The sequence below is a fragment of the Pseudomonas sp. XS1P51 genome (genome assembly GCF_054897845.1).
In genome coordinates this window covers 5,120,658-5,132,458 of record NZ_CM142707.1, presented here as the reverse complement: position 1 = coordinate 5,132,458, position 11,801 = coordinate 5,120,658, and the positions used below count along the sequence as shown (strand labels likewise).

Here is an 11,801-nt window from a genome sequence, read left to right as displayed (position 1 = left end):
GAGGAATCCTGATGGACCGTTATGTCGTATTCGGTAACCCGATTGGCCACAGCAAGTCGCCGCTGATCCACCGTCTGTTCGCCGAGCAGACGGCGCAAAAACTGGACTACAGCACATTGCTGGCGCCACTCGACGACTTTTCCGGCTGCGCCCAGGCGTTTTTCCGCGAAGGTCGCGGCGCGAATGTGACGGTGCCGTTCAAGGAAGACGCCTATCGCCTGGCGAACAGTCTGACGGAGCGGGCGCAACGGGCCGGTGCGGTGAACACCCTGAGCAAACTGGCCGATGGCAGTCTGTTGGGCGACAACACCGATGGTGCCGGGCTGGTGCGGGACCTGACGGTCAACCTGGGTTTCAGCCTCAAGGGCAAACGCATCCTGCTACTCGGTGCCGGCGGCGCGGTGCGCGGTGCGCTGGAGCCATTGCTGGCCGAGCAACCTGCCTCAGTGATCATCGCCAACCGCACGGTGGAAAAAGCCGAACTGCTGGCGGAATTATTCGCTGACCTGGGGCCGGTATCGGCCAGCAGTTACGACTGGTTACGGGAGCCGGTAGACCTGATCATCAACGCGACGTCTGCGAGCCTGACAGGCGATGTACCGCCGATTGCCAGCAGCCTGATCGAACCGGGCAAGACGGTGTGCTACGACATGATGTACGGCAAGGAGCCGACCTCGTTCTGTCGCTGGGCCACTGAGCATGGCGCGGCAGTGGCGATGGATGGTTTGGGGATGTTGGCCGAACAGGCGGCGGAAGCCTTTTATCTGTGGCGCGGTGTGCGGCCAGATACGGCGCCGGTGCTGGCCGAACTTCGTCGTCAACTCGCCGCATAACCCTATAGGAGCGAGCTTGCTCGCGAAAAACTCACGAGCGCCGCTGGGCATCTGGGTTTACGCATTATCGTTCACGACCTTCGCGAGCAAGCTCGCTCCTACAGGGGCATTGTTTCAGTCCTCAAACCGGATCGGGCATTTCTCCGCCCCTTCCAGTTTCCTCAACTCCTCCACTACCTGCGGCCGCGCCTGGCGCAAGGTCAGGCTGCGATCCTGTTTCAGCAACCGCCGCGCTTCCTGGTGCAGCATTTCCACACCTGAATAGTCGATGAAGTTGATCTGCTGCGCCTCGATCACCACGCGCGCGCCGTGCAGGCGTTGCAAGCGCACTTGCAGATAATGGCTGGCGCCGAAAAAGATCGACCCCCCCACCCTCAGAATGTCTTCATCGCCGTCGCGCCAATGCTGGATCCGCGGTTGCGAGGTACGTTTGAGGTAAAAGAACAGCGAGGCCAGTACGCCGGCATAAATTGCCGTCTGCAACTCCAGCAGCAACGTGGCGACACAGGTCAGCGCCATGACCAGGAACTCGGCGCGGCTGACCCGCAACAAGGCGCGAATGCCTCGATGGTCCACCAGCCCCCAGGCGATCAACAGAATGCTGCCGGCCATGGCCGGGATCGGAATGTGCGCGATCAGATTCGCGCCGAAGACGGCGAACAGCGCCACCCACAACGCCGAAAAAACCCCGGCCAGCGGTGAGCAGGCGCCTGCTTCGTAGCTCAGGCCCGAGCGGGTGAAGGAACCGGCTGACAGCGAGCCGGAAAAAAACGCACCGACCATGTTCGATAAACCCTGGGCGCGGACTTCCTGATTGGCGTCGAGCAGTTGCTGCGAGCGGGCCGACAAGGAGCGGGCAATCGACAGGCTTGTCACCAACCCGAGCATCCCGACCGCTACCGCGCTGGGCAGCAAGCGCAGAATCAGGTCCAGATCCAGTGGCAGCGGGCTGAAAGGTGGCAGCCGCCCGACAAACGCGTTGACCAATTCCACATGGCCGAACATCGGTGTCCAGAGCCAGGCCAGCAACCCGGCCAGGACCAGCGTAATCAATAGCGTCGGCCAGCGTGGTAACAGCCATTTCAGGATCACGCCTACCACGACTGTCGCCAGCCCCAGCCCCAGCGAAGGTTTATCGACTTCGCCGAGATGCCTGAACACCATCAAAAAGCTGTCCAGCGCCGTTGCCTGGCTGGGCAAGTCCAGCCCAAGCAGATTCGGCATTTGACCAATGGCAATCACCACTGCCGCACCGAGGGTAAACCCCAGCACCACCGAGTGAGAGACGAAATTCACCAGAGCCCCGAAGCGCAGCAAACCGAGCAGCCACTGGAAAATGCCAGCGAGAAGCGTCAGTAAAAGGATCAACGTGACGTAGTCTTCTGACGCGGGGACAGCCAGAGGACTGACGCTGGCGTACAGGACGATGGAAATGGCGGCCGTAGGACCGCAGATCAGATGCCACGACGAACCCCAGAGACAGGCAATCAGCACCGGAATGATCGCCGCGTACAAGCCGTATTCGGGTGGGAGGCCGGCGATCAGGGCGTAGGCAATGGATTGCGGTAACGCGAGAATCGCGCCGCTCAGACCGACGATCAGGTCACGACCAACACTGGCGCGGGTCTGCCGGGGCAGCCAGCTCAGGAAAGGGAAGAGTGAATGGCGGCTGGGGAAGGCCATGGGTCCTCTCGGGTGGGGTGTTTTGCGCAGGGTAACAGGACAGATGCGGTTCGTTCCTACTGTGGGAGCGAGCCTGCTCGCGAATGCGGAGTGTCAGTCGACATAAATGTCGGATCTGATGGCCCCTTCGCGAGCAGGTCGCACCGTCGCTCCCACACGGGTTTAGAGTTTGGCTTTCACCGCCGGCAACGCATCCTTCCCATCCACAGTCTTCACGCCATCCAGCCATTTATCCAGCACCGCCGGATTAGCCTTTATCCACGCCTTGGCCGCATCAGTGTTGCTGACTTTCTTGTTCACCACCTCGGACATGATGCTGTTCTCCATCTCCTGGGTAAAACTCAGGTTGGTGAGCAGCTTGCCGACGTTCGGACAGGCCTGTGCATAACCTTTGCGGGTCAGGGTGTGGACGCTGCCGGTGTCGCCGAAGTACTTCTCGCCGCCCTTCAGGTAGTGCATTTTCAACTGCACGTTCATCGGGTGCGGCGTCCAGCCGAGGAAGGTCACGAACTTCTGTTTCTTCACGGCACGGGACACTTCAGCCAGCATTGCCTGCTCACTGGACTCAACCAGCTTCCACTGGCCCATGTCGAAGTCATTCTTCTTGATGATCTCTTGCAGCGAGATATTCGCCGGGGCGCCGGAGCCGATGCCGTAGATCTTCTTGTCGAACTTGTCGGCGAATTTGTTCAGGTCGGCAAAGTTATGCACACCCGCGTCCCAGACGTAGTCCGGAACAGCGAGTGTGAATTCGGTGCCGTCGAGGTTCTTCGCCAGTTGAGTGACATCGCCGGTGGCCACGAACTTGTCATAGAAACCCTGCTGCGCCGGCATCCAGTTACCCAGAAACACGTCGACCTGGCCATCCTTCAGCCCGCCAAAGGTAATCGGCACCGCGAGGGTGTCGACTTTGGCCTTATAGCCCATGCCGTCCAGCAGAAACCCGGTGATGGCGTTGGTTGCGGCAATGTCGCTCCAGCCAGGGTCGGCCATTTTCACCGTCTCGCAACTTTGATCGGCAAACGCCGAGGCGCTGCCCAGAGCCAGAAGCCCGACCGTCACTACTGTGGATAACCTACGCATGGCATTCCCCTTAACATTATTGGTTTTGGCAGGGTTGTGGATAACGTGCTTTACGCTCCAGATCGTCGAGGTCGATGTGGTTGCGCATGTACTGCTGACTGGCGTCCACCAGCGGCTGGTGATCCCAGCTCTTCAGCTTGCCGATGGTCAGTGCGTCGGCGACAAACCGCCGACGCCGCTGGCTCGCGAGCACCTGTTGATGGATCGCCGGGATATCCCATTTAGCGCGTGCTTCAGCAAGAAATTCGGCGAAAAGCTGCTGATGTTGCGGCGATTGACTGAGCTCTTCCTGCTCACGCGGGTCGTTGTGTACGTCGAACAACAGGCAGGGATCATCTTCGCTGTAGATGAATTTGTAGGCGCCGCGGCGAATCATCATCAGCGGGCTGATAGTGCCTTCGGCCATGTATTCGCCGAAGACTTCGTCATGACCACCCTGCCCTTGCAGGTGCGAAACCAGCGAGCGGCCATCCAGCGGCAAGCCCGGCTCCAGTGAGCCACCGGCCAGTTCCACGAAGGTTGGCAGCAAGTCGGCCGTGGACACCGCCGCGCTGACCCGGCCCGCCCCGAACTGTCCCGGTGAACTGATCAACATCGGTACGCGTGAGGCCATTTCATACCAATGCATTTTGTACCAGAGCCCTCGCTCGCCGAGCATGTCGCCGTGGTCACCGGAGAAGACGATGATGGTGTCGTCGATCAGGCCTGTTTCCTCTAGGGTTTGCAGGAGTTTGCCGACGTTACTGTCTATATAGCTGCAAGCACCGAAGTACGCACGGCGCGCGTCGCGAATTTTATCCACAGGTAACGGCTTGTCCCACAGGTCGTAGACCTTGAGCAAACGCTGGGAGTGCGGATCAAGTTCGCCCTGGGCCGGCGTCGCGGGCAACGGGATGTCGGCGTCGTCGTACATATCCCAGAAAGCCTTGGGAATCGTGTACGGGTCGTGTGGGTGAGTCATCGACACGGTCAGGCAGAACGGCTGATCGCCGTCCTCACGGATGTGATCGAACAGGTATTGCTGAGCCTTGAACACCACCTCTTCATCGAAATCCAGCTGATTGGTGCGCACGCACGGCCCGGCTTGCAGCACTGAAGACATGTTGTGATACCAGGTCGGACGCACGTCCGGTTCGTCCCAGTTCACCGCCCAGCCGTAGTCGGCCGGGTAAATGTCGCTGGTCAGGCGTTCTTCGTAACCGTGCAGCTGATCGGGGCCGCAGAAATGCATCTTGCCCGACAGCGCGGTGCGGTAGCCGAGGCGACGCAGGTAGTGGGCGTAGGTCGGTACATCGGCGGGGAAATCGGCCGCGTTGTCGTAGGCGCCGATCTTGCTCGGCAACTGACCGCTGACCAAGGTAAAACGCGACGGCGCGCACAATGGGCTGTTGCAATAAGCGGCGTCGAACACCACGCCTTGGGCGGCGAGGCGGCTGAGATTCGGTAGTTTGACAGGCGAAGGGCCGTAGAACGGCAACATTGGCGCGGCCATCTGATCGGCCATGATGAAAAGAATATTCTTGCGCTTCATGTGATCGCGGCATTCCATAGTGAATATTTATGCGAGAGTGCTGCGATCGAGCATGGAGTCCACGCACTTTGTGGTAAAGCCCATGCCAAGCAATGACTAGGATAAGCACAGCTTATGTATGACGCCCTCGGTGATTTGTCTCTGGATTTGCTGCGTGCCTTTGAAGCGGCGGCCCGCCAGCGCAGCTTTACCGCCGCTGCGGTGGAGCTTGGCACCACTCAACCGGCGATCAGTCAGCAGATCAAACGGCTGGAGGAACAGCTCGCGACACGTCTGTTCGATCGCATCTATCGCGGCATCGAATTGACGGAGGCCGGGACGATACTTTTCGAGCAGGTTCAGCTCGGTTTGCAGAATATCGATGCAGGATTGAGCGCGATAAGCACACAGCACCAACATGAAGTGCTGCAGGTTGCCACCGATTTTGCCTTCGCCGCGTATTGGTTGATGCCGCGTCTGCATCGCTTCCATGCCGCCAATCCTCAAGTGGACGTCAGCCTGGTCACCAGTGAGCGCAGCCTCAACATGCTGCGTACCGATATCGACGTGGCGGTGTTGTTCGGTGATGGTCGATTCAAACAGGGTGAAAGCCATTGGCTGTTCAGCGAAGAAGTGTTCCCGGTGTGCAGTCCACTGCTGTTGAAGGATCGCCCCCTGCCCTTGTCGGCCCAGTCGTTGCTGGAATTTCCGCTGTTGCACCTGCGCGGTGAAAACAGCAGCAACTGGTTCGACTGGAGCGGCGTGTTTCGCGAGCTGGGGATTACGTCGGCGCCAGCGCCGGGGCAACTGCGCTTCGACAATTACACCTTGCTGATTCAAGCGGCGATTGGCGGTCAGGGTGTGGCGATCGGCTGGCGGCACCTTGTGGATAACTTGCTGGCGCAAGGTTTGTTGTGTCGACCGATTGTTGAAACGGTGATTTCACGACTGGGGTACTACGTGGTCCTGCCCCAACGAAAACGGCGTGGGACGTTGATTCAACAATTTGTGGATTGGTTGATGGCCGAGCAGGCCAGCAGTGCGCAATCGTTGAATGGCCTGCCTTTGCCCTCGATTGCGGTGTGAAATCAAAAAGATCGTCCGAACGCGGCCGGCAGCTACGTTGGAATGCGTTTTCCTGTAGGAGCTGCCGAAGGCTGCGATCTTTTTACGGCTCTGAAGTCGCGACGAAATTCACGTGCTCGCCAATGTGCAGGTTCAGGTGCAGTTCATCGGCTATCCCCACCGCTACTCGGTTCAGGCGTTCGAGCGGTTCAGCCAACCCCGGCTCAAGGCTGCTGCTGATGTGGCTGAAATGCTCAATCGTCAGCCCCGGCACGCCACGTGGCGCATTCACCAGCGTCCAGTGCAGCGCACTGCTTTGCAAGGCCTCGCGGATTTCTTCGGCGGCGTGGCGTTGCAGTCGATCCTCTATTTCCGGATCGTCCAGCACTTCGAAATCGCCCACCAGAAACAGCCGGGCAATGCCGGCGGCTTGCATGCCGTCGATCAGGGCATCGACCGCCAGCACCTGTTCGACTGGCCCCGGTACGATGGTTTTTTCCACATGCTCGCTGTTGAACGGCAGTCCCGGTGCGTCCAACAGACAAATAACCACCGAACAGCCCGCTACGCTTTGCTTCACACGTTCAGGGTCAAAAAGATCACCGGCTTTGGCTCGCAAACCCGGGCGTGGCGCCAGCGCCGTCAGGTCATCGAGAATGGCGATCACTTCATGTTGGCGCCGCAGCATTTCAGCCATCAGCGCACTGCCCAGGCTACTCATGGCACCATAAAGCACCACTTTTACCACTGGGGTTTCGGCATTTTTCATGGCTGAGCTCCGTACTTTCCTACGTATATGGCGTGTGACCTGTGGGAAACGGTGAGGGTTCGACCGGGTTTTAGAGGGCTTCAGATGCAACCGATCAAGGGCTACCACGCCCATGTCTATTTTAACGCCAGCACCCTCCCGCAGGCGCGGGCCTTGTGTGAGCAGGCGGCGCAACGGTTCCCGCTGAAGATGGGCCGCGTGCACGAACGCCCGGTGGGTCCGCACCCGGATTGGAGTTGCCAACTGGCCTTTGAGCCGCAACTCATTGGCGATGTGCTGCCGTGGTTGGTGCTCAATCGTAAAGGGCTGGTGGTGTTCGTGCACCCGGACACCGGTGACGATTTGCTCGACCACACCGAGCATGCCATCTGGATGGGGGCGATTCGGCCGCTGGATCTGTCTATTTTTTGATCAGAGGGTTTCTTCGGGCTCGCCGGGCAAGTGCTCGTCCAGGTGCAGCCACGGTAGACGGCTGTCAGTCCAGATATGTCGCTCGGCCGGGGCCTGCTCGGGGTGATCGAGGGTGGCGATGGTCAGGTCGATGGTCTCGGGACTGAGGCGTGTCACCAGCGCCAATTGCGCCCCACAGTGCGGGCAGAAATACCGCACACATGTTGTAGAAGAGTCGTACTGCGCGGGTGTTCCCTTCAGCCATTCAAAGGCCGACGCGGGCAGGGTGATCCAGGTAGTCACGATCCCGCCGCTGACTCGCCGGCAAATCGAACAATGGCAGTGGGCGATATCGTGCAGCGGCCCGCTGAATTGATAGCGCAGTTGCCCGCAATGACAGCCACCGGTGTGAATGTCGCTCATGACCTTCCCTCCTGATGTGTATTTACTGACGCCTTCGCGAGCAGGCTCGCTCCCACAGGGGGGTTGTGTACGACACAGATCATTGTGGGAGCGAGCCTGCTCGCGAAGGCGTCAACTCGGTCTATGCCCTACCCCGGTCCGACGACCGGTTGCACATCCGGTCAATGCTTTCACTGGCGAAAGCTGAGTGAAAGCTTCCCCGATTAGGATCGCCCCCACTGCCGGCAACAGACCGGTTGGCCAATGCCAGTGTTTTATCGCTCGCACAGCCCATTTAACAACAACAATGGTGATCCTGATGTCCTTTGCTACCCGCCGCTTCGCCGCCACTCCGCCCGTACGCCTAGTGCTTCCCGTTCTGCGCTGACCCCACCCGGTTCGCCCATTCCCTAGCCGCGCCACGCCTGGAGTATTCCCATGCTGACTTTCCTTGGCTTCGCCATGGTCATCACGTTCATGTTCCTGATCATGACCAAGCGCCTGTCCGCGCTGATCGCTCTGATCATCATCCCGATCCTGTTCGCTCTGTTCGGTGGTTTTGCGCCGAAGATCGGCCCGATGATGCTCGAAGGCATCACCAAGCTCGCGCCGACCGGTGTGATGCTGATGTTCGCCATTCTCTACTTTGCCTTGATGATTGACTCCGGCCTGTTCGACCCGGCCGTGCGCAAGATCCTCAAACTGGTCAAGGGCGACCCGCTGAAAGTGTCGGTCGGCACCGCCGTACTGGCGCTCGTCGTCTCCCTCGATGGTGACGGCGCGACCACTTACATGATCTGCGTGGCCGCCATGCTGCCGCTCTACAGCCGCATCGGCATGAGCCCGCGGATCATGGCCGGTCTGATTATCCTTGCTGGCGGCGTGATGAACATGACGCCATGGGGTGGCCCGACCGCTCGTGCGGCCAGTGCGCTGCATGTGGACCCGTCCGACATCTTCGTACCGATGATTCCTGCGATGCTGGCGGGTGTGGTGGGGATCCTGGCGATTGCCTACTTCTACGGTAAACGTGAGCGCGCACGTCTGGGTGAATTGCACCTGGCGGGCGACGAAATCGACCACAGCGAAATCAGCGTTTCGCAGTTTCCGGATGCCCGTCGTCCGAAGCTGATCTGGTTCAACGGCCTCCTGACGCTGGGCCTGATGTGCACCCTGATCGCTGGCCTGTTGCCGCTTCCGGTGCTGTTCATGGTGGCGTTCAGTATTGCAATGATCGTCAACTATCCTTGCCTGCAAATGCAGAAGGACCGCATCGCGGCCCACGCCGGTAGCGTGCTGGCGGTGGTCGGGCTGATCTTTGCCGCGGGCATCTTCACCGGTATCCTGTCGGGCACCGGCATGGTCGACGCCATGTCGAAAAGCCTGCTGGCGGTTATCCCGGATTTCCTTGGCCCGTACCTGGCGGTGATCACGGCGCTGGTGAGCATGCCGTTCACGTTCTTCATGTCCAACGATGCATTTTATTACGGCGTGTTACCGGTACTTGCCGAAGCCGCCAGTCATTACGGTATAACCGCGGTTGAAATGGCACGTGCCTCGATCGTCGGTCAGCCCGTCCACTTGCTGAGCCCGCTGGTACCATCGACTTACCTGTTGGTGGCCCTGGCCGGCATTGAATTCGGTGACCACCAGCGCTTCACCCTGAAGTGGGCAGTGCTGGTTTGCCTGTGCATACTGGTCGCCGCGTTGCTGATGGGGATTTTTCCGCTGTTCAGCACTCTATAAGCCCAAGACTCACCATGAACGGGTCCAGGCTTTGCTGTTTAAAGCCCGGGCCCTTCGTGGTTTAACACATCCTCAAAGGAATACACATGGAATGGCTGACCAACCCTGAAATCTGGGTTGCCTTCTTTACCCTGACCGCCCTGGAAATCGTCCTGGGTATCGATAACATCATCATGATTTCGATCCTGGTCAGCCGCATGCCCAAGCACATGCAGGCGCGCACCCGGATTTTCGGCCTGGCGCTGGCCATGGTCACGCGGATTCTGTTGCTGCTGTCGATCACCTGGGTCATGCGCCTTACCGCCGACCTGTTCGAAGTGTTCGGCCAGGGCATTTCCGGGCGTGACCTGATCCTGTTCTTCGGTGGTCTGTTCCTGCTGTGGAAGAGCTCGCAAGAGATGTACCACGCGCTGGAAGGCGAAGATGAAACCCATGACGAACCGACTGCCAAGGGTGGCAGCTTCCTGTACACCATCATCCAGATTGCGATTATCGATATTGTATTCTCCCTGGACTCGGTGATCACCGCCGTGGGTATGGTTTCCCATGTGCCTGTCATGGTCGCGGCGATCATCGTTGCCGTGCTGGTGATGATGCTGGCGGCTGGCACCATCAGCGAGTTCATCGACAAGCACCCGTCGCTGAAAATGCTGGCGCTGTCGTTCCTGCTGGTGGTCGGTACCGTGTTGATTGCCGAGTCTTTCGAAGTCCACGTGCCAAAAGGCTACGTCTACTTCGCCATGGCGTTCTCGCTGGCGGTGGAAGCGTTCAACATCAAGATGCGTACCGCAATGGCGAAAAAACGCAAACAGCAGGACCCTGTGAAACTGCGCAAGGACATTCCGGGTCAGTAATCTGAATACCGCGCAACCCACAAAGGGGCCCTCGGGCCCCTTTGTCATATCTGTGGGGATGGGGAAACAGTGTTTACTGCGGCGGATCGAGGTTATCCAGCGCTCGATTCACCGCCAACTCCCCGAGCATGATGATCTGCTGAATGCCCAACAGGGTGCTGCGCTGAGGACCTTCCAGAAAACTGGCAAAATCACTGGCCATGACGCTGGCTGACGCCAACGACTCGCAGGCGTGAGCGAGCAGGGTTTCGTTATCGATCTTGGGGTCGATGAGGAAGATGATGCTGGGTTTGCGCGGTGGATTGGGTGTGACTTTGGACATAGATAGAGCTCCAGTACTGTTATTGAGGAGCCATCACTCTCGCTACCAAACGAATGGTGGTGGCCATACACAGGTTGGTAGACCGGAGTACTGGAACCGGCGCCCCCGAAGGGACCCTGCGCATGGCCACCATAAAGCTGCGACCTGAAGAAGCGTCCGCAAAAAGTGGCTATGCGCCAGAACTCCGGGCTACCAAACCCGATCACTGTTTTCAGCGACCGGGAAACGATAGAGTCCAGGGTCAAGGCGCACAAGCCGGCGGATTCTGGCGTAACCGTAGGCAACGACGCAAGGCGTTGTAGCCTCCGAGAAGTAACTCTGAATGACATTAAATACGCGCCGTAGAGCGTGTAAATCACATCAGCGCAGTTGAGTAATTAGCCGACAGTTGTTTCCAAAGGTTGATGCACAGTGCTCGGGTGGTTAGCGTCCCTCGCCGGCATCAAACGACAAAGCCAAGGAATGCATATGTCTGGAAAACCGGCTGCACGCCTCACGGACCCCGACCACCTGTCCCCTCCCCGGCCACGGCACCAACCCGATTGCCAGCGGCTCACCCGATGTCTTTTTCAACGGTCTCGCCGCCGCTCGGGTCAGCGACAAATGCACCTGCGGTCAGGCCCTCAGCGGTGGATTCTCTTCGACTGTATTCATCAACGGCCTGAACGCCATGACCATTGATGGCACCACCAACCACGGCGGCGTGGTGATCGGCGGCTCCGGCAACGTCATCATCGTCAGCACTCACACCCCAGCGCCATTCATTCCGCCCCTGGTCGAATTCAAAGCCGTCAGCGCCGGCAATGGCGAACCGATTGCCGAACAAGACTACGAAATCGAAACCGCTGAAGGCCGCATCGTCAAAGGCCAGACCAACGCCCTGGGCATGACCCAAAGCGTCGCCACCTTACAGCCCGACCTCGCCGTAGTCCGCTGGACTGTCTGAGCCTCAAGGAAGAATGAAATGACCGGACAATGCATCGCGCCAGACGACCTGGACATGAAAAAAACTCTGGGACAGCACCTGCGAACTCCCCGCCTGCAAACGCGAAACCACCAAGGGCGGCCCGAACCCGAAAACCCGCGTCGAAGTGCCGTTGTTGACCTGTAATTGCCTGTGGCGCAGGTTTCAGAAAGAAGCCGA

At 59.1% G+C, this 11,801-nt stretch carries 11 protein-coding genes and 1 pseudogene; 6 read left to right on the top strand and 6 right to left on the bottom strand.

Annotation, left to right across the window (positions count from 1 at the left end):
* The first annotated feature begins 11 nt into the window (after window positions 1-11).
* Window positions 12-833, top strand: coding sequence for a shikimate dehydrogenase (gene aroE / locus ACYZUD_RS23820; protein WP_462020431.1), 822 nt, complete (start codon window positions 12-14; stop codon window positions 831-833).
* A gap of 114 nt (window positions 834-947) precedes the next feature.
* Here the strand turns inward: aroE and ACYZUD_RS23815 are convergent, their stop codons facing one another.
* The 3 genes from ACYZUD_RS23815 to betC form a co-directional block, all read right to left on the bottom strand.
* Window positions 948-2,516, bottom strand: coding sequence for a SulP family inorganic anion transporter (locus tag ACYZUD_RS23815; protein ID WP_462020430.1), 1,569 nt, complete (start codon window positions 2,514-2,516; stop codon window positions 948-950).
* A 162-nt stretch (window positions 2,517-2,678) separates the two neighbouring features.
* Window positions 2,679-3,599 carry a choline ABC transporter substrate-binding protein gene (gene choX / locus ACYZUD_RS23810; RefSeq protein ID WP_462020429.1) on the bottom strand — a complete coding sequence of 307 codons (921 nt, stop codon included), beginning with the start codon at window positions 3,597-3,599 and terminating at the stop codon, window positions 2,679-2,681.
* A gap of 16 nt (window positions 3,600-3,615) precedes the next feature.
* Entirely contained in the window at window positions 3,616-5,130 is a 1,515-nt protein-coding gene (betC, locus tag ACYZUD_RS23805; protein ID WP_462020428.1) for a choline-sulfatase, read from the bottom strand.
* A gap of 114 nt (window positions 5,131-5,244) precedes the next feature.
* On the opposite strand from betC, the gene ACYZUD_RS23800 reads away from it, so the two are divergent.
* Entirely contained in the window at window positions 5,245-6,195 is a 951-nt protein-coding gene (locus tag ACYZUD_RS23800) for a choline sulfate utilization transcriptional regulator (protein ID WP_462020427.1), read from the top strand.
* Window positions 6,196-6,277: 82 nt separating this feature from the next.
* Here ACYZUD_RS23800 and ACYZUD_RS23795 read toward each other — a convergent pair whose 3' ends face one another.
* The gene (locus tag ACYZUD_RS23795; protein WP_462020426.1) at window positions 6,278-6,943 is read right to left on the bottom strand and encodes an NAD(P)-dependent oxidoreductase; all 666 of its coding nucleotides are present in this window, start codon (window positions 6,941-6,943) and stop codon (window positions 6,278-6,280) included.
* Between the two features lie 84 nt (window positions 6,944-7,027).
* Here ACYZUD_RS23795 and ACYZUD_RS23790 point away from each other — a divergent pair, with 84 nt between their 5' ends.
* Window positions 7,028-7,354: a DOPA 4,5-dioxygenase family protein gene (locus ACYZUD_RS23790; protein ID WP_462020425.1), complete on the top strand. Its 327-nt coding sequence runs from the start codon at window positions 7,028-7,030 to the stop codon at window positions 7,352-7,354.
* On the opposite strand, the gene ACYZUD_RS23785 is transcribed toward ACYZUD_RS23790, so the two are convergent.
* Complete coding sequence (locus tag ACYZUD_RS23785; protein WP_462020424.1) at window positions 7,355-7,756, bottom strand: GFA family protein; 402 nt, start codon at window positions 7,754-7,756, stop codon at window positions 7,355-7,357.
* 417 nt (window positions 7,757-8,173) lie between these two features.
* Here ACYZUD_RS23785 and ACYZUD_RS23780 point away from each other — a divergent pair, with 417 nt between their 5' ends.
* Window positions 8,174-9,481, top strand: a complete 1,308-nt coding sequence (locus ACYZUD_RS23780) for a CitMHS family transporter (RefSeq protein ID WP_462020423.1) — start codon at window positions 8,174-8,176, stop codon at window positions 9,479-9,481.
* An 86-nt stretch (window positions 9,482-9,567) separates the two neighbouring features.
* Window positions 9,568-10,335: a TerC family protein gene (locus tag ACYZUD_RS23775; protein WP_462020421.1), complete on the top strand. Its 768-nt coding sequence runs from the start codon at window positions 9,568-9,570 to the stop codon at window positions 10,333-10,335.
* A 73-nt stretch (window positions 10,336-10,408) separates the two neighbouring features.
* Here ACYZUD_RS23775 and ACYZUD_RS23770 read toward each other — a convergent pair whose 3' ends face one another.
* The gene (locus ACYZUD_RS23770; RefSeq protein ID WP_462020420.1) at window positions 10,409-10,657 is read right to left on the bottom strand and encodes a DUF6124 family protein; all 249 of its coding nucleotides are present in this window, start codon (window positions 10,655-10,657) and stop codon (window positions 10,409-10,411) included.
* A 468-nt stretch (window positions 10,658-11,125) separates the two neighbouring features.
* On the opposite strand from ACYZUD_RS23770, the pseudogene ACYZUD_RS23765 reads away from it, so the two are divergent.
* Window positions 11,126-11,603, top strand: a pseudogene (locus ACYZUD_RS23765) (PAAR domain-containing protein).
* Window positions 11,604-11,801 lie beyond the last annotated feature (198 nt).